A 22,198-nucleotide genomic window follows, 5' to 3' on the forward strand; every position below is an offset into this window, starting at 1 on the left:
TCAGTGATGCGTGGCGATCCAGTCGCGGTAAGCGGGATGCGTATCCAAGGTGGCAAAACAATACCCCTTGCGCTGCAGGCCTTCAATCAGCGGTTCCAGCACGGCCGGGGCCCAGGGGTCCTGGCGCGACCAGATGCCCAGGTGCGCCAGCAGGATGTCACCCGGCTTGATGGTGCGCAGCGCCTGCTCCAGCAGCCTGGCGTTGGGGTATTTGTCGCTGGGCAGTTCGTCGCCCAGGAAGCCGGCCGGCGCCCAGCCCACGTGCGCGTAACCGCAGGCCTTGGCCGCGCGCAGCAAGGCCGGCGAGGTCTTGCCCCCCGGCGCGCGGTACAGCGGCAGCATCTGCTTGCCGGTCATCTGCGTGAAACGGGTGGCGGAACGCTTGATCTCGGCGCAGTACTGCTCGGCCGTCCAGGTCTGGCGCTTGCCGGCGTCGGGGCCGGCGCTGGGTTTGACGCGGAACTTGCCATCCGGCAGGTCGCCCTGCCAGTAGACGTGGTCGTAGGTGTGCGAGCCAAACACGTGGCCCTCGGCGGCGCGCGCCCTCCACCAGGGCGCCCAGTGGTCGTCCAGGCTGCTGCCGTCGGTCAGGGTGCGCTCGTTGGCCAGGAAGAACGTGACCTTGACGTGATGGCGCGCCAGCACCTCGGCGATCAGCGGCGCCACGCCCATGTGGCCGGTGTCGAAGGTCAGGTAGACCGGCTTGTCACAGGACGCCGGGGCCGCCGTGGCGGCCTGCGCCGCCAGCGCCAGGCAGACGGCGGCGGCCAGCCGTTCAGCGGGTCGGCGCATGGTTCAGCGTCCAGACGCCGTGCGGCGATTTGCCGACATTGACCTGCTTGACGACTTTCTTCTGCTCCAGGTCCACCACGGAGAGCTTGCGGGCCCAGCGCGAGGTGACCAGCAGGGTCTTGCCGTCAGCCAGCACGTCCATGCAGTCGGGACCGCCCGGCACCGGGAAGGTATCGACCACCGCCAGCGTCTGCATGTCGATGCGGCTGATGGAGTTGGCGGTGCGGTTGCTGACAAACAGGTGGCGGTGGTCGCCCTGGGCGCGGAAGGCGTGCGCGCCGGCGGCGGTCTTGATGCGCGAAATCAGCTTGGCCGGGCCCTTGCTGACGTCATAGGCCTCGACGTAGGAATCGCCGGTCAGCGCCACCAGCAGCGTCTTCTGGTCGGGCGTGAGGAACACGTCGGCCGGCGTCTTGCCCACCGAAACGGTCCACTTGGGCGTCTGCGTGGCCAGGTCGATGGCGATGAGCTGATCGCTGTCCTGCAACGTGACGTACGCCGTGGTGCTCTTGGCGTCGATCATGATGTGGCTGGGCGTCTTGCCGGCCGGGATGCGCTTGACCAGTTTCAGGTCGAAGCCCTTTTCCAGCGGCTGCCAGGCGTAGATGTCGATGTGGTCCAGGCGGTTGGCCGCCGTGACGAACCACTTCATGTCCGGCGAGAACTGCAGCTGGTAGGGATCGACAATGCCGGTCAGGGTGCGCTGCACTTCGCCGGTCTTGGGATCCATCAGCGTGATCGAATCGCCGGTGGCATTGGCCACCATCAGCGACTTCCGGTCAGGCGTGAGATACAGGTGGTGCGGTTCCTTGCCGGTGGGAACACGCCGCAGTTCGGTGTAGGTGGCCGGATCGACGATGCTGACGTTCGCATCCAGGGAATTCAGGACAAAAATCGGGGCCGACGCCGCGACGGCGCTGAGCGCCATCCCTGCGCCGAAAATGGCGCAGCGGACAAAATGCAAGGGATTCAATTTCCAGGTCCGACAAAAGGGGATCGGGCACCGATCCCGGCGGCTGCCATTTTGGCATAGCCGCCTGTCAAAAAACCGTAAGTCGGCGCCGGGTCGGCAAACCCGAAAGCGTGTTGCCGCCCCGCAACAGGCGGGGATTTATCCGATCGCAACAATCGCAAAAAAACATTGCTGGCCAGCCGCGCGACTCGGCCGAAAGCCGTACTGGATCGCGCCAGGGCGCCGCCCTATACTGGACCTGCCCTTGCTGGACGTTCCTTTTCCCAAAGGAGACGCAACATGTACAGGCATCTGCTCATCGCCGTGGACGGCTCGCTGCTGTCCGAATCGGCCTTCAAGAAAGCGCTCGCGTTCGCCAAGGAAATGAACGCGACGGTCACCCTGCTGCGCGCCATCCCTGAAGACCACCTGACCATCTACCAGGCGGAAATGCTGGGCGCCCACCAGGCCCAGCACACCGACCAGGCCCGCAAAAACGCCACCGCCTACCTCGAAGGCCTTGAAGCCGAGGCGCGCCACGCGCTGGTGCCGTGCGACACCGCCGTGGTGATCAACGACCATCCGCACGAAGCCATCGTCGACACCGCGCAGCAGCGCGGCTGCGACCTGATCGTGATGGGGTCGCACGGCCGCCACGGCATGACCGGCTTCCTGCTGGGCAGCGAAACCCAGCGCGTGCTGGCGCGCACCAAGTTGCCGGTGTTGGTGTTCCGCTAGCGGGCGTTCCCGAGGCTGCCGCGCGGCGGCGCCTTTCCGGGCTGACGGCGCCGGGCCGCCGCGGCTACGGCATCACGGCCGTGGCCGGCGCGTGCTGGAAGGTGAAGCTGTCGGCGTAGACGTGGTCCAGGCTGGCGCCGCGCCCTGCCAGCAACGCGGTCGCCTCGCTGATCATGGCCGGCGCGCCGCACAGGTAGAAGGCGTGCTCGGACAGGTCGGCATGGTCCGCCACCACCGCCTGCTGCACGTGGCCACGCCGTCCCCGCCAATCGGCACTGGCGCGCGACAGCACCGGAACGAAGTTGAATTCGTACAGGCGCCCGGCCCAACTCTCGATCACGTCGCGCAGATACAGGTCGGCCTCGGTGCGCATGCCCCAGTAGAGCGTCACCGGCGGGCAATCTTCATTGTCCAGCAGCGATTCCAGGATGGCCTTGATCGGCGCGATGCCCGTGCCAGTGGCCATCATGATCATGGGCCGCCAGTCTTGCTCGTGATAGCTGAACACCCCCAGCGGCGCTTCGATCTCGAGCGTCGCGCCAGGCCGTGCCTGGCCCAGCCAATGATCGGTATAGCGGCCGCCGGGAATGCGCCGCACATGGAAATCGAGCCGGTTGGCGGCCGGCGCCGACGCCATCGAGAAGCTGCGGGTGGCGCCGTCGGGCAGCACCACGTTCATGTACTGGCCGGGCGCATAGTCCAGCGGCGTGTCCGGCGGCAGCGCCAGCGTCAGGTGGATGACGTCGTCGCACAGCGCCGTGATCTCCTGCACGCTGGCCGCCAGGCGGCGGGGCTCGGCGAACGGGCGCGGATTCGGCACGCTGATGCACAGGTCGCCGCAAGGCCGCGCCTGGCAGGCCAGGGCATAACCCTGCGCCGCCTCTTGCGGCGTCAGCGCCATGGGGAATTCCTCATACGTGACGGCGCCTTCGGCCAGCTTGACGCGGCAGGTGCCGCAGCCGCCGAAGGTACATTCGTGCGGCAGCCGGATCGCGGCGCGCTCGGCCGCCTGCAACACGGATTCATCCGGTTCGACCATGAAGGCCTGTCCGGTTTCGAGGATCTGCACGCGATATGCCATGACCGCCAGCCGCCTATTTCTTGATGTCGGCCTGCACCAGCACTTTCATGCCGCGCGGCTCCAGCAGTTCGGCCAGCGCGGTCAGCGCCGCCAGCCCCGCCTGGGTATCCTGCTCGCCATTGCCGCCGCTCAGGCCGACGCCGCCGATCACCTCGTCATTGACCACGATCGGAAAGCCGCCCACGAACGCGGCGAACTTGCCCTCGAAGCTCCACTGGATGCCAAAGGCCTCATTGCCCGGCAGGGCGGGGCCGTTGGGCGGGGTCGTGAACAGGTGCGTGGAGCGCTTGTGCCCGGCCGCCGTGAAGGCCTTGTTCCAGGCGATCTGCGGGCCGGTGATGCGGGCGCCGTCCATGCGTTCCAGCGCGATCGGATAGCCGCCATCGTCGACGATGCATACCGATTCGAGCACGCCGATCTGCTCCGAACGGGCTATGGCCGCGCGCACCATGAGACGCGCTTCTTCGAGTTCCAGGCGATATATCTGCTTCATGTCCTTGCTCCAGGTGGGCCGTCAGCCGGCGCGGTAGACGGTCTTGATCTGCGTGTAGAACTCCAATCCGACGCGGCCCGATTCGCGGAACGTCGAGGTGCTGGAGCTTTTCAGGCCGCCGAACGGGGCGTTGATGAGGTTGCCGGTGGTGGTGCGGTTGATCTTGACGGTGCCGGCCTGGATGTCGCGGGCAAAGCGATGGGCATAGCGCGCATCCGTGGTGGCGATGGCGGCCGACAGACCGTACTCGGTGTCGTTGGCGCAGGCGATGGCCTCGTCGTAGCCATCCACCGCGATCAGCGCCAGCACCGGGCCGAAGATTTCCTCGCGCGCGATCCGCATCTGCTGCGTCACGTCGGCGAACAGGGCCGGCGTCACGAAATAGCCGTGGTCGAAGCCCGGGCCTTGCAGGCGCTCGCCGCCGGTCAGGTGGGTCGCTTCCTGCTTGCCCAACGCGATATAGCTCAGCACCGTATCGAGCTGCTTGCGCGTGGCCAGCGGCCCCAGGTCGAAATTGCCGTCCAGGCCGTTGCCGATGGTCAGCTTGCCCATGCGCGCCAGCAGCTTGTCGGTGAACGCCGCCATCACCTTGCGGTCGACCAGCAGCCGGCTGGTGCCGGTGCAGGCCTGGCCGCTGAGCGAAAAGCCGCCCTTGACCGCCAGATCCACCGCGCGGTCCAGGTCCGCGTCCGCCAGCACGATCAGCGGGTTCTTGCCGCCCAGTTCCATCTGCGTGCGCGTGGTCAGACCGGCGCCGCGGTGGATCTGTTCACCGGCGGCGGTCGAGCCGGTGAAGGAGATGGCGCGCACCGCCGGCGCGGTGGTGATGGCCTGGCCCACCTGCGAGGCCGGGCCGGTGAGGAAATTCAGCACCCCGGGCGGCAGGCCGGCGTCGACAAACGCCTCGGCCAGCCGGTAACCGCTCAATGGCGCATCGGATGAGGGCTTGAACACCACCGTGTTGCCGGTGATGAGCGCCGGCGCGATCTTGCGGGCCGGAATCGAGATGGGGAAATTCCATGGCGAGATCACCGTGACCACGCCCAGCGGTTCGCGCTGGCTGTAGACCACCATGTCGGGATCGTCATTGACGAAGGTCTCGCCCGTGAACGACTGCCCCTCCACGGCGTAGAAACGCAGGGTCTGGGCCGAGCGCAGCACTTCGTCGCGCGCCAGCCCGAGGCTCTTGCCTTCCTCGCGGGTCAATTCCCGCGCCACGCTGTCGGCCCGGTCTTCCAGGATCTGGGCCGCGCGAAACAGGATGGCGGCGCGCTTGGAGATCGGCGTGTCGCGCCAGGCGGCGAACGCGTTGGCGGCGGCCGCCACCGCGCGGGCGGCATCGGCCGCGTCCGATTGCTGAAAGTGCCCCACCACGTCCGACGTGTCGGCGGGGTTCAGGTTGGGCGCCGTAGCGCCCGAGGCGCACGCCACCCATTCACCGCCGATGTAGTTGAGAAATGCCTGCTGCGAGAGATCGTCCACGGAGGTTGTTCCTTTGCCGGGCTGGCCGGAATGCCCGGAAATTGGCCGTCTTAGGTAATTTCTGAACATTGTATACTTTAATCCGTTTGATTCGATCCACGTAAACCCGAACCCGCCCTCAGCCCCAGATCAGCACGGCGCAGATGGTGGACACGCATAGCGCCAGCACGACGGGCAATAGCAGCGCCCGCACCAGCGACAACACATGCACCCGCGCGAACCCCGCCACCGCGATCAGCGATGACCAGGCGATCAGCGTGCCGCCGCCGGTCCAGACCGCGCCCATCTGCCCGACCGCCGCCAGGGTCGCCGGGTCCACACCTACCACCGGTCCGAGCGCGCCCGAGAGCGTGCCGGTCAACGGCAGGCCGGCGAAGCCCGACCCGTCAATGCCGGTGATCATGCCCACCAGCAACACGCCGAACGCCACCAGGAAGTGGTTTTCCGGAATCAGGTGCTGCCCGGCCGAAATCACTTCGAACAGCAGGCCCGGCGCCTGCGCTTGCGGCATGCCCAGAATCTGCGCGGCGGTCTCGTTGGCGCCGATGAAGAAAAACCCCGCGATGGGCAACACCGAGCCCATTGCCTTGAAGGCGAACACGAAACCATCGGTGACGTGCTCGGGGCAGACGTCGAGCATCTTGCGCGGCCCCTCGGCGGCCAGCGTCACCAGCATCATCACCACGAACGCCACACCGCCCACCAGCGCCGCCGCGTCGCCGCCGCGCAGGGCCGGCAGCGCCGGGAACAGCCGCGGCAGCACCATCACCGCGATCACGCCCAGGAAAGCCAGCGGCGTCACCACCGCGAACACCCGCGACCAGCGCACCCGGCGTCGCTCCTCGTCGTCCAGCCCGGGGCCGCGCGGCAGCGCCGGGTTGGCGCCCATGGTGCCGCGCGCCAGCTCGGCCTTGTCGAACGAACCGGAATGCTCGATCTCGGCCAGGCTGCCGTCCTGCGCCCGCGCCTGCCAGGCCGACAACAGGCGCGCGTCGGCCGGCACGATGTGCTTGCGTATCAACAGATAGGCCGCCGTCAACGCCACCGCTCCGGTGATCAGCGACAGCACCAGCGCCCGGTCCGCCACCACCGCGGCGCTGACGGCGGCGCCGGCAGCCTTGGCGCTGATGCCCGGCGCCACGCCGATCACGTAGTCCGACGACAGCGCCATGCCCTGCCCGGCGATGGCGATCGCCATGGCCCCCGCCAGCGGCGGCAGCCCGGCCGCGATGGCCGCGGGCAGCAGGATCGCCGACACCAGCGGCACCGCCGGCGTGGGCCAGAAGAACAGCGAGATCACATACGTACAGAGGGCGATGATGATGAACGACGAGTGCCCGCCGCGCATCACCCGCCGGAATGGCTGCACCATGCGCACGTCCGCCTGCAGCGTCTTGAGCGCATTGAGCAGGGCGGTCATGAAAGTGATCACCAAGAAAATATTGAAGAGCTCTTTGGCGGCCACGAAGCTGGCCGAGAAAATCCCGATCAGCGCGCTGATCGGATTGCCGGTGATGGCCAGCACGACCAGGAAAGTGCCGATCACCGACGGCACCACCACATTGGCCCGCAGAATCATCGTCAGGATGATCGCGGCGACGCTGATCAGGTACATCCAGTGAGCGGCGTTGAGCACGACGTCCGATTGCATGCGCTATTCCCCTTGTCTACGTGGCTGTTAAGTCGCCACGTCGGTATACTATATTTCGTTGTGCGCTATACCAATTGAAATATGCAGTGCTTAGGGAAAGCGATAATTCTGAAAATTCCATGAATATTCGTGGAAAATCAGCGCATTATGTTGGGGCATCGGCCCAATGTTGGTGCATCGCCCATTCTTCTATAGACTATCGTATACAAAAAGACGCGACATCGGCATGGCAAACTACCTTCCGGATTTCTGGCATTACGCCGCCATGGCCGCGGTGGTGTTCGGCGCGGCGCTGGCACAGGGCGTGGGCGGCATCGGCTTCGCCATGTTCGCCGCGCCGGTGGCGGCGTTGTGCTTCCCGCAACTCGCGCCGGGGCCGCTATTGACCCTGGGCGGCTTCATTTCCCTGCTGACCGCGCTGCGCGAACGCGCCGCCATCGACTGGCCAGCGGTCGCCTACGCCCTGGGCGGACGCGCCGCCGGCACGCTCATCGCCATCTACGCCATGGCGCGCTTCGCGCCGCAGACATTGGGACTGTTGTTCGCCGCCATGATCCTGGCGGCAGTCGCGCTCAGCGTGGCCGGGCTGCGGTTTACCGCCACGCCCGGACGCGTCTCGGGCGCGGGCGTGGCCTCGGGCATCATGGGCACCATGACCTCGGTCGGCGCCCCGCCGATCGCCCTGGTGCTGCAGCACACTGAACCGGCGCGGCTGCGCGCCACGCTCGGCATGGTGCTGTTCCTGGGCTCGATCTTCTCGCTGGCCATGCTGGCCTGGGCGCGCCGCTACACCGGCTACCACGCCGGCCTGGCCCTGAGCCTGGCGCCTTTCCTGCTGGCGGGATTCGCGGTTTCGGGGCGCCTGCGCCATCGGCTGCCGCCGCGCGCCGTGCGCGCCGTGCTGCTGGCGGCCTGCGCCCTGGGCGCGCTGGGCGTGATCGGCAAGGCCCTGTGGGCCGGCTGAGGTCCGCGTGACCCGCCGCCGGCGCGCCGCCCGGTAATACAATGAAGACTGTATCCATTCCGCCAGACCTGCTCGCCATGACCACTACGCCCGTCAGCCCGCAAGCCGTAGACACCCAGTCATCTGCCCCGCTGAAAATCGGCGAGCAGCATCCGCAGTTGTTCGCGGTCATCCGCGACAAGCTGCGCGAGCGCATCCTCAGCGGTGAATTCACACCTGGCGACCGCCTGGTCGAAGGGCGGCTGTCCGAGGAGATGGGCGTGTCGCGCATCCCGGTGCGCGAGGCGCTGCGGGCGCTGGCGGCCGAAGGCCTGGTCACCATCGAACCGCGCCGCGGCGCGTCGGTCTCGGTGCTGTCGGACGCGGTGGCCTATGACATGGTGGAAGTGCGCGCCACGCTCGAGGGCCTGAACGCCAAGCTGGCGGCCCAGCGCCGCGATAACGAAACGGTCGAGCGCCTGCAGGCATTCCTGCGCGAGGGCGCCGAGGCCGCGCGCAGCGAGCAGTTGGACAAGTTCCTGGCGCTGAATTCGCAATTCCACGAAATGCTGGCCACCATCGGCGGCAATGTGGTGCTGACCGACCTGATGCGTTCGTTGCGCGACCGCACCGCGCTGCTGTTCGCGCCCAGCAACATGCACCGCGCCAAGCAGAACTGGGACGAGCACTCGCAGATCCTGAACGCCGTCATCGCCGGCAACGGCGACCTGGCCGCGCTATTGGCCAGCCAGCACGTGCATAACGCCGCCAAGGCCTACACCGACACGCGCCAGGCGCATTCGTCGGCCGCCTGAGGGCGGCGCCGCGCCATCAGGGTATCGCCGGCGCCGGCTGGCTGCTGGCGCCGTCCACCACCACGCCCTTGCCGTCACGCACCACCCACGATACCGCCACGTCGCCCAGCACGAAAGTCTGGCAGGCCATGCGGTAGCCGGCCTCGAAGTCCTCGGGCCGCAGGTGCTTGCGCTCCTTGGGTTTGATGGCGTCGGTGTTTTCCACCCCCTGTTCGATGCGGCATTTGCAGGTGCCGCACAGGCCGCCGCCGCACTTGAAGGGGATGCCGCCCTGCTCCTTGAGCGACACCCGCAGCAAGTTGCTGTTCTCGGGCGCCTGGGCCACCTTGCCGCCATTCGATAGAAACGTAATCTTGACCATATGCTGCTCACTGCTCCGCGACGGGGCCGGGACGCCGCGTCAAGGTGGTTTGCATGCTGCCGAAGCGGCTCAGGTGCGCCAGCTCGCGGCGCGCGGCCTCGAGCGTGGCGAACGCGTCCAGGAACTTGGACGGCACGCGGTTGACGATATAGGGCGGGGTTTCCTCGGTGACCAGCAGGCGCGCCGGCCCGTGCAGGCGGGCAATGCTGAACACGGCGCGCGTCCTGCCATCGCAGGCGTAGTCATAGGTCTCGACGATCTCGGCCTGCGCGTCCACCTCGGTGCGGTACACGCCGGGCTTGGACGTCAGGATCACGAACACGGCGTCATTCGCGTCGCGGGTCATGCGCGGTTCCTTTGCATCGGGTTGGACGGCGGCGCCGGGGCTGGTGGACGGGGAGCACGCGCGGCGCGCTAGGGCTGCCCGACCGTGGCCGCGGGCACGGGCACGGACGCGACCGCCACCTCGGCATCCTGGGCCAGTTCGATGTCATGGCCCAGCCACAACTGGCAAGCCAGCCGGTAGCCCGCGTCGATGCGCTCGCCCAACTGCTTTTTTTCCTTCCAGTTCACTGGCGGCAGGTGTTCCGCGCCCGCCAGCACGCGGCAGGCACATTTGGCGCATTTGCCCATGCCACACTCGTAGCGCAGGTGCGGGAAGGGGAATTGCCGGATGCCGGCGCGGACCACCAGGTTGGCGTTGTCCGGCACCTCCCCGGTATAGGTCTGGTCGCCTTTGTGGAATACGACGGTAGGCATGGATGGGTTATCCGGTTGGACCCCGCGGCGATGGCCCGCGCCAGGGCGCGGGTCGTCGCCGCGAATGGGGCATCAGGCCGCCAGGCCCAGTTCCGGCAGCGCGATTTCCTGCTGCACGTAATCGGTATAGAGCGCGGTGGTATAGAGCAGACGCATCTGCGCGCCGATTTCGCAGATCTTCAGGCAACGTTGCTGCAGCTCGACCGTGTTGGCATGCTCCAGCACGATCTGGTAGCCGCGTTCACCGTGGATTTCATCGGACACGATGTGCAGGTCGAAGAATTCCACTTCCTCGTCGGTGAAGCCGTATTTTTCGCGCAAGGTCGGCGTCTGCTTGCGGTAGATCGACGGCACTTGCGATTCCAGACCCACCACCAGGCCGGCCACGGCCACGATGGGGTCTTCGCGCATCGCCACGGCATAGCACCAGCTTTGCAGGGCCCGGGTGGTGGGCGACATGTTGTCCGGATTGGTGACCCGTTCGCGGCTGGTGCCGCAGGCCTCGGCGAAACGGATCAGCAGGTCGGTATGGCGGTCGCCGCCGATTTCCTCTTCGTACATGTTGGCCAGCAGGAAGTCCTTGGCCTCGGTGTAGGTGTCGGGCGTGCGGGCGTACAGATAGCCCAGATAGTCGGCGAACGGACCGACATAGTGATAGTGATTCTCGGCCCAGCGCGCCAGATGCTCGCGGCTGAGCTTGCCTTCGGCCCAGGCAATGGAAAAGGGCGACGCGTTGGCGCTCTTGCCCTTGATCGCGTTTTCCAACGCGGTACGGAATTCATCTCGGTTCATCAGTTCTGCCATGACGCGCTCCAAGTCTAGGTGGGAGGGGGCCGGCCGAAAACCTCGACCGATGCAGAACATCGTATACCGTCTACTGTTTTGATCGACTAGGGTATTCCCGTTGCCATGACTGCCAACGGGGACTGTCCCTTTGACATCAACGTGTTGGATGAAGGTGCCGAGGTTGGAACTCCGGGTTTACCCTGGTACAATGAATACACTTTCAATGCAATCCGGAAATACCATGACTACCCGCCACCCCCTGGGAGACGCCCCGATCGGCCAGCAATTGCTGGCGCATTACGCCCGCCGCGATGCGGTCCGCCACGCCACGCCCCTGTTACCCTCGTCCTGGGCCGAATGTCTGGCCCCCTTCCGCAATGCGCGGCTGCGCGCGCAGGCAGCGCGCGCCGGGCAGGCTGGCGAAGGCACGCCGGTCGGTCAGGCCGGCTGAGCGTGCGCGGGGGCCGCGCCCCGCATTGCATGCGAGTCGGGCAAACGCCCGCCGCGCAATCGCCTCAGGGCCGAACGTCGCCTTCGGCGGCGCGGCCGCCAGCGTCTTGCGGGCGCGGCCGCCGCCGCGCCGTCAGCAGCAGCACCAGGAAGAACCCCAGCGTATAGGCCAGCATGTCCCACCAATCGGGCACGCTGCCCAGAACCACGCGCAGCACCGGTTGTTCCAGGCGCCAGCCAAAGTGGCGCGCCAGGTACTGGCCCAGTTCAACCGCATAGCCGGTCAGCAGGGCCGCCAGCGCCAAAGGCAGCACGCTGGCGCGGATGAAGCTGCGGTACACCAGATAGGCCCAACCCACCGCCACCACATCGCCCACGAATCCGCGCAACAGCGGATAGGGCTTGCCCAGGGTCGCGATCAGCACCTCCACGGCGGTCACCGCGAGCAGGGCCGCGAAGGCTCTTCGATTGAAAGTCAGTCTCATTCTGGCGTCAGGCGCGCGGCGCGGAAAACCCGGTTATTGAAACGGCCGATGCAACTGTTAACGTATTTTTCAGGCCGGCAGGCGTAGCCTGAATCGACCGCGCCGCAGGCGAGGGTACTAGAAAACACGAGGAGACAAGCATGAGCGCATTCGATCCGGATGGGCGCCGACGCTTCCTGCGCCAGGCCTGCACCCTGGGCGCGACCAGCACACTGGCCGGTCACGCCCTCACCAGCCTGGCGGCCCCGGCCACCGTCACCCTGCCTTTCGCCAACGGAGAGCGCGACCTGATCGCCTACCCGCAGAAGCGCCCCCTGATCCGGCAGACCTCGCGGCCCCCGCAACTGGAAACACCGTTCGCCGTCTTCAATGAAGACCTGATCACGCCCAACGATGCCTTCTTCGTGCGCTACCACTTGGCCAATATTCCCACCGCCATCGACCCCGCCGCCTACCGGCTGCGCGTGGGCGGAATGGTGGCCACGCCGCTGGAACTGTCGCTGGCCGACCTGAAGCAGCAGTTCGGCGCACCGGTCGAGCTGGTGGCGGTGACCCAGTGCTCCGGCAACAGCCGCGGCTTTTTCGAGCCGCGTGTCGGTGGCGGCCAATCGGGCAACGGCGCCATGGGCAACGCCCGCTGGCTCGGCATCCCGCTCAAGCGGGTGCTGGACAAGGCCGGCATCAAGGCTGGCGCGCGCCAGGTGACCTTCGAGGGGCTGGACCGGCCGGTGCTGCAAGGCACGCCCGAGTTCATCAAGGCGCTGGACGCGGCCCACGCGCTCGACGGCGAGGTGATGCTGGCCTATGCCATGAACGGCGCCGACCTGCCCATGCTCAACGGCTATCCGGTGCGGCTGGTGGTGCCGGGCTATTACGGCACCTACTGGGTCAAGCACCTGGCCGACATCCAGGTGCTCGACCGGGAATTCGACGGCTTCTGGATGCAGAAGGCCTATCGCATCCCCGACAACGACTGCGCCTGTACGCCGCCGGGCAAGGCACCCGACAAGACCCGTCCCATCGGCCGCTATAACGTGCGCAGCTTCATCACCAGCCTGGCCGATGGCGCCCGTGTGGCCAAGGGCAAGCGCGTGCCGGTGCGCGGTATCGCCTTCGACGGCGGCCAGGGCATCCGCGGCGTCCAGTTCTCCGCCGACGGCGGCAAGACCTGGCATGCCGCCAAGCTGGGCCGCGATCTGGGCCGCTATTCCTTCCGCGAATGGCACGCCGATTTCACCCCGGCGCAAGCCGGCGCCTACCAACTGATGGCACGCGCCACCAACATGGCCGGCGAGACCCAGCCGCTGGAGGCGCGCTGGAATCCGGCCGGGTACATGCGCAATGTGGTCGAAACCGTGCGCGTCGACGCCGCCTGAGGAGAGCGCCATGATCCGACTCGTCCGCCTCGTCCTGGCCTTGGCCGCCGCCTGCGCCGCCACCCCCGCGCTGGCCCTGGACATCCAGCTGCCCCAGGAGACCGCCACCCTGCGCCCCGGCAGCGGCCCCGGCGCCCAGGGCGCCACCCTGTGCCTGATGTGCCATTCGGTCGACTATCTCTCGTCGCAACCGCCCATGCCGCCGGGCTTCTGGGAGGCCGAAGTCAAGAAGATGGCCGGCACCTACGGCGCGCCGATACCGGCCGAACAGGTGCCGCTCATCGTCGAATACCTGAATCAGGCCTATCCGCCGCGCGGGCCGTCCGCCAAGCCCTGAGCCCCGTGCCGCGCGCCCCTGCGGACGCGCGGCCCGGCACTCCCCCGCCGACTCGTCGCCACCGTGACGCCCCAATAGGCGTACCATTGGACGGCTCCCGCCCGCTGCCGCCGGGCGATGACAAAAGCCGCCATGCTCCAGCCCGTTTCGGCCACCAACGATCTGCCCCCCCACCGCGCCGGGTACGGCCGCCGCGCCGCCGCGCCCGGTGCTGCGAGCCGGCACGCTGTCTCCCTTCGCCTTCCCCGCCTTCCGCCTCATCTGGATCGCCAATCTGTTCGCCAACCTCGGCACCTGGGCCCAGTCGGTCGCCGCGGCCTGGGTCATCACCACCGAGCAGAGCAGTCCGCTGATGGTTGCCATGATCCAGGTGGCCGCGGCCTTTCCGCTGGTGGCGCTGTCGATCCTGACCGGCGTGCTGGCGGACAACTACGACCGCCGCAAGGTCATGCTGACCGGCATGCTGCTGGAACTGGCCGGCGGCATCTTCATCACCATCCTGGCCTATCTCGGCCTGCTGCACCCGGTCACCCTGATCGTGTCGGTCTTCTGCATCGCCATCGGCAGCGCCATCGTCACGCCCGCCTGGCAGGCGGCGGTGGGCGAACAGGTGCCGCGCGAGCACATCGGCAGCGCGGTGCTGCTCAATAGCGTCAACTACAACGTGGCGCGCGCGGTCGGGCCGGCGATCGGCGGCCTGCTGTTGGGCGCGGCCGGCGCGCCCACCGTGTTCCTGCTGAACTGCGTCTGCTATGGCAGCCTGATCTGGGCCATCTGGCGCTGGCGCCGCGATGTCCCGGCGCGGCGGTTGCCGCCAGAACGGCTACTCGAAGGCGTGGTGGCCGCCCTGCGCTATACCCAGCATTCCACCGTGACGCGAGTGGTGATGCTGCGCGCCTTCGCCTTCGGCCTGTCGGCCAGCGCGCTGTGGGCGCTGCTGCCCTTGCTGGCCTACGCCCACGAACAGGGCAACGCCCTGCTGTACGGCTACATGCTGGGCGCGCTGGGCCTGGGCGCCATCCTCGGCAGCGTCGTGGTGCGGCGGCTGCAGGCGGCCTGGGGCGCCAGCGGCCTGGTGAGCGCCGCGGCGGGCCTGCTGGCCGCCTGCCTGCTGGGGCTGGGGCTGACCCGCACACTGTGGCTGGCGTTTCCGGCGTTGCTGCTGTCCGGCGCCTGCTGGATCGGGGTGCTGGCCACCTACAACACCACCGTGCAGATGCTGGTGCCCGACTGGGTCAAGGCGCGTTCGCTGGCGCTGTACCAGACGGCGATCTTCGGCGGACTGGCGGCCGGTTCGTTCATGTGGGGCCACTTCGCCGGCACCATGGGCGTGTCCGGCGCCCTGTCGGCCGCGGGCATCACGCTGGCGGTCACCGTCGCGCTGCTATACCGCTCCCGCCTGCCCGAGCCGGTGGACACGCAATCGCTGGCGCGCGCCGACGCCGCCGAACCGGCGCTGTCGGCGGCTGGCTTCAACACCCAGCATGGCGCGGTGCTGGTGGCGGTGGAATACCTGATCCCCACGGAAAAGCTGTCCGCCCTGATCCACGCGGCGCGCCCGCTGCGCCTGCTGCGGCTGCGCAACGGCGCGCAGCAATGGCAGCTGTTCCGCGACCTGGAGCGCGAGGGCGTATGGCGCGAGGTATTCCTGGTCGAAAGCTGGATGCAGTATCTGCGCATGATCGACCGTATGACGCTGGCCGACAAGATGGTGCTGGACGAACTGCGGGCGATGCACAGCGGCGACCAGCCGCCGCGGGTCTCGCGCAATGTCAGCTATCTGGCCATGAACGACGCGCAGGGCTTTTCACTGCGGCGTGAACCCGAACCGTCCTGACCCGCGCGAGGCTCCCATGCTGAACTCCCTCTGGCGTAAATGGCTTGCGTCGCGGCATGGCGGGCCGCAACTCGACACCATCCTGGCCAGCGCCGATCCTGAAGCGCCGCTGGCGCAGCGCAACCTGTGGATGGTGGACCTGTGCCGCTGGATCGACCGCCCCGGGCGCGACCCGGCCGAAGATGGCCGCCACCCGCAACATGCGCGGCTGCGCTACGCGCTGCAGGTGCTGGAGAACAACCCGGCGCTGGCTGCCCCGGTGGCTGCCACGCTGCGCTCGCTGGTTGCCGATAACGATCCCACCTCGCTGCTATGCGATACGGGCGTGGCCTCGCACCCTGGCTTCTGGGGTGAATTCTGGGAACGCGCGCAGGCGCGGCTGCTGCCGCCACCGCCGAACCGCAGCGACATGTTCGGACTGTTCTCTCTGATTTTCCGCAAATCCCATGACGCCGCCTGGATCGAAGCGCTGGACGAGGACACCCGCGCCCGCATGCGGCGCCTGTTGCGCCACGGCGATGGCATCGACCGCATCGACGCGGCCGCCCCCGAAGCCCCTCCACGCCACCTGGTCGATGCACTCACCAGCAGCATCCAGGTGCTGGCCAGCCAGGTGCGCGCCACCGGCCTGAGCCAGGACATCCGCTCGCGCCTGCCGGGCCGGGTGCGGGAAAGCCCGTTCTTCGCCCTGGCGGCCGCCGCCGCCGAACTCTGCGACAGCCCAGCCGACACACCGCGCGAGGTCTTCGCCCGCCGCCTCAACCTGTTTCGCGCGCAACTCGACAGCTGCCGCGCCGCCTCGCAGCATGTCTACGCCGAACTGGAACAGAACGGGGTATCGGTCGAAGTCGTCTTCCAGATCGAACGCATGAAGCTGCGGCTGGCGCGCATCGAGTTGCTGCTGGGCGTGTGGGTCGACCCGACGCAGCGCCACAAATACGTGCATCTGATCGCCGAGCTGATCCGCTCGACCCAGGCGCGCAGCAGTATCCGCCACCTGGCGGCCTCGTCGTTCGCCCAGTTGGCGCGCCGCGTCATGGACCGCACCGCCGAAACCGGCGAGCATTACATCGCGCGCGACAGCGCGGAATACCTGGCGATGCTCAAGGCCTCGGCCGGCGGCGGCCTGTTGATGGTGCTGACCGTCTACCTGAAGTTCTTCATCGTTTCGCTGCACCTGGACAAGTTCATCGAAGGGCTGCTGGCCGCGCTGAACTACGCCGGCGGTTTCCTGGCCATCCATTTCTCCCATTTCACGCTGGCGACGAAACAGCCGGCCATGACCGGGCCGGCGCTGGCGCACCGCCTGGATGAAGCCAACACGCCCGAGGGCCGCGAAGCCTTCCTCGACGACACCCTGTCGATGATCCGCTCGAACGCCGCGGCCATCCTGGGCAACCTGGCGGTGGTGTTTCCGCTGGCCTGGGCGGCGCAATGGGTGGCGCAGCATGGGCTGCAACGGCCGCTGATCGATGCGCACAAGGCGCAGGCGACGCTGGACTCCTTTTCGATCTGGGGGCCCACGCCGATCTACGCCGCGGCCACCGGCGTGCTGCTGTGGCTGTCCAGCCTGATCGCCGGCTGGGCCGACAACTGGTTCGCGCTGCACCGCGTGCACGACGTGATGGCCTACGACCGCCGCATGCGCCACCTGTTCGGCGCGCGCGGCGCGGCGCGCTGGGCCGGGTTCTGGCAGCGCAATATCGCCGGTATCGCCGGCAATGTGTCGCTGGGCCTGATGCTGGGCCTGGGCCCGGCCATCGTCAGCTTCTTCGGTCCGCACGTCGAAGTGCGCCACGTGACGCTGAGCGCAGGCCAGCTCGGCTCGGCCATCGGCGCGCTGGGCTGGGAAGTCGTGCACACGCCGGCGTTCTGGCTGGCAGTCGCGGGCACCGCGTTGACCGGCGTGCTGAACGTGGGCGTCAGCTTCGCGCTGGCCTTCGACGTGGCGCTGCGCTCGCGCAACCTGCGCCGCGGCGACCGCCAGGCATTGACCCTTGGCGTGCGCCGACGCATCTGGCAACGGCCGGCCACGCTGTTCTGGCCGGTCAAGCCACGGCCGCCGGGTCCGCAATCGTAATGGGGTTCAGAACGTAAACTAGAATCAACCCTCACCCAAAGCCGGCGTGCTCCCGCGCCCCGGTCTCTTGCCGCGGCGCCCCATGCTCTCTTTCTCGCACCACACCATCCATCCCGCGGGCCAGGGTCTGCCCGCGTCCGAGCGCCTGGGCGCGCTGCTGGCTGTGATGCTGGCCGTTTGCATGGCCAGCCTCGACACTGCCATCGCCAACACCGCGCTGCCGACCATCGCCCGCGACCTGCGCGCCAGCGATGCCGGCTCCATCTGGGTCATCAGCGGGTACCAGCTGGCCATGGTCGCCGGCCTGCTGCCGGCCGCCGCGCTGGGCGAGATCCTGGGACACCGCCGCGTCTACATGGTCGGCATCGCGGTCTTCACGCTGGCCTCGCTGGCCTGCGGGCTGGCCCCGTCGCTGCCGGTACTGGTGGCCGCCCGCATCCTGCAAGGGCTGGGCGCCGCCGGCGTCATGAGCGTGAATGCCGCCCTGCTGCGCTTTATCTACCCCGCGCCGGTGCTGGGGCGCGGCATGGGCCTGAACGCCATGGTGGTGGGGCTGTCGTTCGCCGCCGGGCCGACCGCGGCATCGGCCATCCTCTTGCTGGGCTCTTGGCATTGGCTGTTCCTGATCAATGTGCCGATCGGCCTGCTGGCGGTCGGCCTGGGCCTGCGCGGCCTGCCCCAGACCACACGCGCGCCGCATGGCTTCGACGGTCTTGCCGCGGCGCTGTGCGCGCTGACGCTGGGGCTGTTCGTGCTGGGGTCGAATGAATTGGCGCACAGCGCGCCGTGGCAACGCGTCGCCCTGGAATGGGGCCTGACGGTCGCCAGCCTCTGGCTGCTGATGCGGCGACAAGCCGGCCATCCCGCGCCGATCCTGGCGGTGGACCTGCTGCGCCGGCCGCTGTTCGCGCTGTCGGCCGCCACTGCGGTCTGCGCTTTCGCGGCGCAAGCGCTGGCCTTCGTGTCGCTGCCGTTCCTGTTCCAGACCGTACTGGGCTACAGCCAGGTGCATACCGGCTTTCTGATCACGCCCTGGCCGGTCGTGGTGGCCTTCATGGCGCCCATCGCCGGGCGCATGTCGGACCGCTATCCGGCCGGCATCCTGGGCGGGGTCGGGCTGGCGCTGCTGGCCCTGGGCATGGTCTCGCTGGCGCTGCTGCCGGCGACGCCGTCGGCATGGGACATCGCCTGGCGCATGGCGCTGTGCGGCGCCGGCTTCGGCTTTTTCCAGTCACCCAACCTGCGCGCCATCATGACCTCGGCGCCGCCCTCGCGCGCCGGTGGCGCCAGCGGCATGATCGGCACGGTGCGATTGCTCGGGCAGGCCAGCGGCGCGGCCCTGGTGGCGGCCTGTTTCAATGTCTCGAGCAGCCATGGCGCGGTGATGGCGCTGTGGCTTGGCGGGCTGTGCGCCGCGCTGGCGAGCCTGGCCAGCTTCGCACGGCTGCGCTTTGGCGCGCTCGAACCGGCCGAAATGCCCGCCGCCCGCTGAACCCGCTTTTTATTGCGCTTTATGTCGTTATAAATCAGGTCGCGCCAGACATATACGTAAGATGTGCAACACCCGCTAAATATCGGTGGCGCGGGGACGTTGTCCGGGATGTAGCAGTCTCCCACACCCTGGAAAGACACGTATGACAAAGTTCCTGAAAGACATCACCATCCGCCGCATGATCCTGTGCACGCTGCTCCTGATCAGCGCCCTGCTCGCGGGCCAGTCGGCCATCAGCGTAAAAGGCCTGCGCAACTCCGGGGAAGCGCTCACTGCCAGCTATGCGCTCCTGAATGAAGTTTCCGCCCTTTCCCGCGTCAACGACCAGATCATGCGGGCGCGCCTGCGGCTGTCGCGCCAGCTGGAATATGCGCGCGACGGCCTGGCCGGACCGGCGGCCGAGGAAAACCGCAGCATCGACGCCGCCATGACGCTGGCGCGAAAGTACCAGGCCGCCTTCCTGGCGTCGGCCAAGGACGACACCCCCGCCGCCATCCTGGAGCCGCTGCAGCGCGGGTTCGACGCCCTGGTCGGCGACATCGACACGCAGCGCAGGCTGCTCGCCGCGGACGAGGTCGAGAAGGCGCGCGCCCATGCCACCGGCCCGGTGATCGTCGCCAGCCGGGCCTTCGGGGCGAGCATCGAAAAATACGAGGTCTATGCGCAGGAACGCCAGGATTCGATGCGGGCCGATGCGATCGGCGAGCGCCGCAACGCCTATGCCGGCATCGGCATCGTGCTGGGCGTGACGCTGCTGCTGCTGTTCCTGGGCGACCGCTACGTGGTGCTCTTCGTGCGCCGGCCGCTGGACGACATCAAGCGGCATTTCCAGCATATCGCCGCCGGCGACCTGACCGTGCCCATCGCGCCCTTCGGCCGCAACTGTGTCGGCCAATTGATTCCGTATCTGCAGGAAATGCAGTCCAGCCTGGTGCGCACCGTGCACACGGTGCGTGACGGGGTGGCCGAGATCAACACGGGCTCCAGCGAAATCGCCGCTGGCAACCAGGATCTGTCCAGCCGGACCGAACAACAAGCAGCCTCGCTCGAAGAAACCGCGGCCAGCATGGAACAGTTGCTGTCCACCGTCACCAGCAACGCCGACAACGCGCGTCAGGCCAACGCCATGGCCACCGAGGCTTCGGATGTGGCCCGCCGCGGCGGCGCGGCGGTGCGCAGCGCGGTGAGCACCATGCGCGAAATCGCCCAGGACTCCGGGCGTATCGAGGATATTGTCGGCGTCATCGACGGCATTGCGTTCCAGACCAATATCCTGGCCTTGAACGCCGCCGTGGAAGCGGCCCGGGCCGGTGAACAGGGCAAGGGCTTCGCGGTGGTGGCCGGCGAAGTGCGCTCGCTGGCGCAGCGCAGCGCCAGCGCCGCCAAGGAAATCAAGCAACTGCTGGCGACCTCGGGGTCAACCGTGCAAGCCGGCGCGGCCCAGGTGGAAACGGCCGGGCGCACCATGGAGGAAATCCAGGCCGCGATCGAGCGGCTCACCACCCTGGTCGGCGACATCGCCACCGCCTCGCAAGAACAGGTCACAGGCATCGACCAGGTCAATACGGCGGTCACGCAGATGGACCAGGTCACGCAACAGAACGCGGCCCTGGTCGAACAGGCGGCCGCCGCAGCGGCTTCGCTCGAATCGCAGGCCCAGCGGCTGCAACAGTCGGTCAGCGCCTTCCGGCTGCCGACCCATCCGCTCGAACACGAACAGCGTACCCTGCCGGTGCGCGAGCGGCTGGCGCTGTCGGCCTGAGGCGCCGTGGCGGCCATGCCGGCATCGCCGGCGCGGCCGTCCACACGCGTCAGGCCAGCGAGGTGGCGCAGACCTGTTGGCCGTGGCGAATGACCCGCTTGGGCAATTCGCCGCCGATCCAATACGCCAGCTCGGCGGGGTGCGCAATCTCCCATGCCACGAAATCCGCGGTCATGCCGGCCGCCAGCACACCGTGGCTGGCCTGCAGGCCGAGCGCGCGCGCCGCGTGGACCGTGGCGCCCGCCAGCGCCTCCTCCGGCGTGAGGCGCAACAGCGTACACGCCATGCTCAACATCAGCCGCAACGACAACGCCGGCGAAGTGCCCGGATTGAGGTCGGTGGATATCGCGATGGGCACCCCATGACGGCGCAGCAGGTCTACGGGCGGCAGCTGCGTTTCGCGCAGGGCATAGAACGCGCCCGGCAGCAGCACCGCCACGGTGCCGGAGGCGGCCATGGCGCGCACGTCGGCTTCGGTCAGGTATTCCAGGTGATCGGCGGATAGCGCGTCGTAACGCGCGGCCAGGCTGGCGCCATGCAGCGGCGACAACTGCTCGGCGTGCAGTTTCACCGGCAAGCCAAGCTGGGCCGCGGCCTGGAACACCCGTTCAACCTGCGCCGGCGAGAACGCCAGGTGCTCGCAGAACGCGTCCACCGCATCCACCAAGCCCTCGGCCGCCAGCACTGGCAACATGCGGCGCGCGACCTCGTCGATGTAATCATCGGCACGGCCGGCGAATTCCGGCGGCAACGCATGCGCCGCCAGACAGGTGGCGCGCACGGTCAGCGGCAGCGTCTGTCCCAGGTGGCGCGCCACCCGCAACATCTTGCGTTCATTGGGCAGATCCAGACCATAGCCGGACTTGATCTCCAGCGTGGTCACGCCGTCTCGCAGCAGGTGCAGCGCGCGCAGCCGGGCGCTGGCATACAGTTCCTGCTCAGTGGCGGCGCGGGTGGCGCGCACCGTGCTGGCGATGCCGCCGCCCTGGGCCGCGATCACCGCGTAATCCACCCCCTGCAGGCGCTGCTCGAACTCCTGGCTGCGGTTGCCGCCGAACACCAGGTGGGTATGGCAGTCGATCAGGCCCGGCGTCACCCAGGCGCCGCCCAGGTCGTGCGAGGGCGCATCGATACCGCCTGGCAGCGCCCGCTCCGGGCCGATCCATTCGATCAGCTCGTCCCGGGTCACCAGCGCGGCCCGCTCGATCACCGCGTACCGCCCGCCAGCCATCGTCGCCGCTTGGCAATTGCGCCATACCTGCTTCATCGAAAGACTCCTGTCATCCGCCATGCCGGCGGCTCAATCCGCGGCCTCGGCGCGCGGGGCGCCGACGCCGCAGCCAGGGCCCTGGGGCCGTACCCACAGGCGATAGACCTGGCGCCACAGCCCGACCCATGTCGCGCCGGCAGGCCTCGCCTGAGATTCTTCTCCTGGGTCTGCATCCTTGTCTCCATATTTTTTGGCCGAGCGACGGCCAGCGTCCAGGGGACGGCGCCTCGCCCGGCGCGCGCCGGCCGCCGGCAGA

At 68.1% G+C, this 22,198-nt stretch carries 21 protein-coding genes and 1 pseudogene; 10 read left to right on the forward strand and 12 right to left on the reverse strand.

The window, feature by feature from the left end; all coding sequences use genetic code 11:
- Window positions 1-792: a polysaccharide deacetylase family protein gene (locus tag HV701_RS12180; protein WP_175133289.1), complete on the reverse strand. Its 792-nt coding sequence runs from the start codon at window positions 790-792 to the stop codon at window positions 1-3.
- Window positions 776-1,720, reverse strand: a complete 945-nt coding sequence (locus HV701_RS12185) for a YVTN family beta-propeller repeat protein (RefSeq protein WP_175133290.1) — start codon at window positions 1,718-1,720, stop codon at window positions 776-778. Before HV701_RS12185 ends, HV701_RS12180 begins: the two co-directional genes overlap by 17 nt.
- A 324-nt stretch (window positions 1,721-2,044) precedes the next feature.
- Here HV701_RS12185 and HV701_RS12190 point away from each other — a divergent pair, with 324 nt between their 5' ends.
- Window positions 2,045-2,482, forward strand: a complete 438-nt coding sequence (locus HV701_RS12190) for a universal stress protein (protein ID WP_175133291.1) — start codon at window positions 2,045-2,047, stop codon at window positions 2,480-2,482.
- A gap of 64 nt (window positions 2,483-2,546) precedes the next feature.
- On the opposite strand, the gene HV701_RS12195 is transcribed toward HV701_RS12190, so the two are convergent.
- The 4 genes from HV701_RS12195 to HV701_RS12210 all read right to left on the reverse strand — a co-directional run bounded on the left by HV701_RS12195 (window position 2,547) and on the right by HV701_RS12210 (window position 7,189).
- A complete protein-coding gene (locus HV701_RS12195) occupies window positions 2,547-3,563 on the reverse strand; it encodes a 2Fe-2S iron-sulfur cluster-binding protein (RefSeq protein ID WP_175133292.1) in 1,017 nt (338 codons plus the stop codon).
- A gap of 13 nt (window positions 3,564-3,576) precedes the next feature.
- On the reverse strand, window positions 3,577-4,056 hold the full coding sequence (locus HV701_RS12200) for a GlcG/HbpS family heme-binding protein (protein WP_175133293.1): 480 nt from the start codon (window positions 4,054-4,056) through the stop codon (window positions 3,577-3,579).
- Window positions 4,057-4,077: 21 nt separating this feature from the next.
- Window positions 4,078-5,538: an aldehyde dehydrogenase family protein gene (locus tag HV701_RS12205; protein ID WP_175133294.1), complete on the reverse strand. Its 1,461-nt coding sequence runs from the start codon at window positions 5,536-5,538 to the stop codon at window positions 4,078-4,080.
- Between the two features lie 118 nt (window positions 5,539-5,656).
- Window positions 5,657-7,189 (reverse strand): hypothetical protein, encoded by a 1,533-nt coding sequence (locus HV701_RS12210; RefSeq protein WP_175133295.1) that lies wholly within the window; start codon window positions 7,187-7,189, stop codon window positions 5,657-5,659.
- Between the two features lie 226 nt (window positions 7,190-7,415).
- On the opposite strand from HV701_RS12210, the gene HV701_RS12215 reads away from it, so the two are divergent.
- Window positions 7,416-8,153: a sulfite exporter TauE/SafE family protein gene (locus HV701_RS12215; RefSeq protein ID WP_175133296.1), complete on the forward strand. Its 738-nt coding sequence runs from the start codon at window positions 7,416-7,418 to the stop codon at window positions 8,151-8,153.
- 77 nt (window positions 8,154-8,230) lie between these two features.
- A complete protein-coding gene (locus HV701_RS12220) occupies window positions 8,231-8,947 on the forward strand; it encodes a GntR family transcriptional regulator (RefSeq protein WP_175133391.1) in 717 nt (238 codons plus the stop codon).
- A gap of 16 nt (window positions 8,948-8,963) precedes the next feature.
- Here the strand turns inward: HV701_RS12220 and HV701_RS12225 are convergent, their stop codons facing one another.
- From HV701_RS12225 to HV701_RS12240, 4 genes are all read right to left on the reverse strand, one after another.
- Window positions 8,964-9,308, reverse strand: coding sequence for a 2Fe-2S iron-sulfur cluster-binding protein (locus tag HV701_RS12225; protein WP_175133297.1), 345 nt, complete (start codon window positions 9,306-9,308; stop codon window positions 8,964-8,966).
- Window positions 9,309-9,315: 7 nt separating this feature from the next.
- Window positions 9,316-9,654 (reverse strand): ferredoxin, encoded by a 339-nt coding sequence (locus tag HV701_RS12230; RefSeq protein ID WP_175133298.1) that lies wholly within the window; start codon window positions 9,652-9,654, stop codon window positions 9,316-9,318.
- 68 nt (window positions 9,655-9,722) lie between these two features.
- Window positions 9,723-10,067, reverse strand: coding sequence for a 2Fe-2S iron-sulfur cluster-binding protein (locus HV701_RS12235; protein WP_175133299.1), 345 nt, complete (start codon window positions 10,065-10,067; stop codon window positions 9,723-9,725).
- A 72-nt stretch (window positions 10,068-10,139) separates the two neighbouring features.
- Window positions 10,140-10,871: an iron-containing redox enzyme family protein gene (locus HV701_RS12240; protein ID WP_175133300.1), complete on the reverse strand. Its 732-nt coding sequence runs from the start codon at window positions 10,869-10,871 to the stop codon at window positions 10,140-10,142.
- 223 nt (window positions 10,872-11,094) lie between these two features.
- Here HV701_RS12240 and HV701_RS12245 point away from each other — a divergent pair, with 223 nt between their 5' ends.
- A complete protein-coding gene (locus tag HV701_RS12245; RefSeq protein WP_175133301.1) occupies window positions 11,095-11,304 on the forward strand; it encodes a hypothetical protein in 210 nt (69 codons plus the stop codon).
- 64 nt (window positions 11,305-11,368) lie between these two features.
- On the opposite strand, the gene HV701_RS12250 is transcribed toward HV701_RS12245, so the two are convergent.
- A complete protein-coding gene (locus HV701_RS12250; protein ID WP_175133302.1) occupies window positions 11,369-11,788 on the reverse strand; it encodes a DUF2809 domain-containing protein in 420 nt (139 codons plus the stop codon).
- A 140-nt stretch (window positions 11,789-11,928) separates the two neighbouring features.
- On the opposite strand from HV701_RS12250, the gene sorA reads away from it, so the two are divergent.
- From sorA to HV701_RS12280, 6 genes and pseudogenes are all read left to right on the forward strand, one after another.
- Entirely contained in the window at window positions 11,929-13,164 is a 1,236-nt protein-coding gene (gene sorA / locus HV701_RS12255) for a SorA family sulfite dehydrogenase catalytic subunit (protein WP_175133303.1), read from the forward strand.
- 10 nt (window positions 13,165-13,174) lie between these two features.
- Entirely contained in the window at window positions 13,175-13,501 is a 327-nt protein-coding gene (gene sorB / locus HV701_RS12260; protein ID WP_175133304.1) for a SorB family sulfite dehydrogenase c-type cytochrome subunit, read from the forward strand.
- 132 nt (window positions 13,502-13,633) lie between these two features.
- Window positions 13,634-15,338: pseudogene (locus HV701_RS12265) on the forward strand (MFS transporter).
- A 16-nt stretch (window positions 15,339-15,354) separates the two neighbouring features.
- On the forward strand, window positions 15,355-17,418 hold the full coding sequence (locus HV701_RS12270) for a site-specific recombinase (RefSeq protein ID WP_175133305.1): 2,064 nt from the start codon (window positions 15,355-15,357) through the stop codon (window positions 17,416-17,418).
- A gap of 82 nt (window positions 17,419-17,500) precedes the next feature.
- Complete coding sequence (locus tag HV701_RS12275) at window positions 17,501-18,910, forward strand: MFS transporter (RefSeq protein ID WP_175133306.1); 1,410 nt, start codon at window positions 17,501-17,503, stop codon at window positions 18,908-18,910.
- Between the two features lie 142 nt (window positions 18,911-19,052).
- On the forward strand, window positions 19,053-20,672 hold the full coding sequence (locus HV701_RS12280; protein ID WP_175133307.1) for a methyl-accepting chemotaxis protein: 1,620 nt from the start codon (window positions 19,053-19,055) through the stop codon (window positions 20,670-20,672).
- A 49-nt stretch (window positions 20,673-20,721) separates the two neighbouring features.
- Here the strand turns inward: HV701_RS12280 and hutI are convergent, their stop codons facing one another.
- On the reverse strand, window positions 20,722-21,939 hold the full coding sequence (gene hutI / locus HV701_RS12285; protein ID WP_175133308.1) for an imidazolonepropionase: 1,218 nt from the start codon (window positions 21,937-21,939) through the stop codon (window positions 20,722-20,724).
- Window positions 21,940-22,198 lie beyond the last annotated feature (259 nt).

This window comes from Achromobacter pulmonis, from assembly GCF_902859765.1.
GTDB classification, from domain to species: Bacteria; Pseudomonadota; Gammaproteobacteria; order Burkholderiales; family Burkholderiaceae_B; genus Achromobacter; species Achromobacter pulmonis.

Excerpts from the sequence above, each read along its gene's own strand:
- HV701_RS12180 (WP_175133289.1), bottom strand. The coding sequence starts at position 792 with ATGCGCCGACCCGCTGAACGGCTGGCCGCCGCCGTCTGCCTGGCGCTG.
- HV701_RS12185 (WP_175133290.1), bottom strand. The coding sequence starts at position 1,720 with ATGGCGCTCAGCGCCGTCGCGGCGTCGGCCCCGATTTTTGTCCTGAAT.
- HV701_RS12190 (WP_175133291.1), top strand. The coding sequence starts at position 2,045 with ATGTACAGGCATCTGCTCATCGCCGTGGACGGCTCGCTGCTGTCCGAA.
- HV701_RS12195 (WP_175133292.1), bottom strand. The coding sequence starts at position 3,563 with ATGGCATATCGCGTGCAGATCCTCGAAACCGGACAGGCCTTCATGGTC.
- HV701_RS12200 (WP_175133293.1), bottom strand. The coding sequence starts at position 4,056 with ATGAAGCAGATATATCGCCTGGAACTCGAAGAAGCGCGTCTCATGGTG.
- HV701_RS12210 (WP_175133295.1), bottom strand. The coding sequence starts at position 7,189 with ATGCAATCGGACGTCGTGCTCAACGCCGCTCACTGGATGTACCTGATC.
- HV701_RS12215 (WP_175133296.1), top strand. The coding sequence starts at position 7,416 with ATGGCAAACTACCTTCCGGATTTCTGGCATTACGCCGCCATGGCCGCG.
- HV701_RS12220 (WP_175133391.1), top strand. The coding sequence starts at position 8,231 with ATGACCACTACGCCCGTCAGCCCGCAAGCCGTAGACACCCAGTCATCT.
- HV701_RS12225 (WP_175133297.1), bottom strand. The coding sequence starts at position 9,308 with ATGGTCAAGATTACGTTTCTATCGAATGGCGGCAAGGTGGCCCAGGCG.
- HV701_RS12230 (WP_175133298.1), bottom strand. The coding sequence starts at position 9,654 with ATGACCCGCGACGCGAATGACGCCGTGTTCGTGATCCTGACGTCCAAG.
- HV701_RS12235 (WP_175133299.1), bottom strand. The coding sequence starts at position 10,067 with ATGCCTACCGTCGTATTCCACAAAGGCGACCAGACCTATACCGGGGAG.
- HV701_RS12240 (WP_175133300.1), bottom strand. The coding sequence starts at position 10,871 with ATGGCAGAACTGATGAACCGAGATGAATTCCGTACCGCGTTGGAAAAC.
- HV701_RS12245 (WP_175133301.1), top strand. The coding sequence starts at position 11,095 with ATGACTACCCGCCACCCCCTGGGAGACGCCCCGATCGGCCAGCAATTG.
- HV701_RS12250 (WP_175133302.1), bottom strand. The coding sequence starts at position 11,788 with ATGAGACTGACTTTCAATCGAAGAGCCTTCGCGGCCCTGCTCGCGGTG.
- sorA (WP_175133303.1), top strand. The coding sequence starts at position 11,929 with ATGAGCGCATTCGATCCGGATGGGCGCCGACGCTTCCTGCGCCAGGCC.
- sorB (WP_175133304.1), top strand. The coding sequence starts at position 13,175 with ATGATCCGACTCGTCCGCCTCGTCCTGGCCTTGGCCGCCGCCTGCGCC.
- HV701_RS12270 (WP_175133305.1), top strand. The coding sequence starts at position 15,355 with ATGCTGAACTCCCTCTGGCGTAAATGGCTTGCGTCGCGGCATGGCGGG.
- HV701_RS12275 (WP_175133306.1), top strand. The coding sequence starts at position 17,501 with ATGCTCTCTTTCTCGCACCACACCATCCATCCCGCGGGCCAGGGTCTG.
- HV701_RS12280 (WP_175133307.1), top strand. The coding sequence starts at position 19,053 with ATGACAAAGTTCCTGAAAGACATCACCATCCGCCGCATGATCCTGTGC.
- hutI (WP_175133308.1), bottom strand. The coding sequence starts at position 21,939 with ATGAAGCAGGTATGGCGCAATTGCCAAGCGGCGACGATGGCTGGCGGG.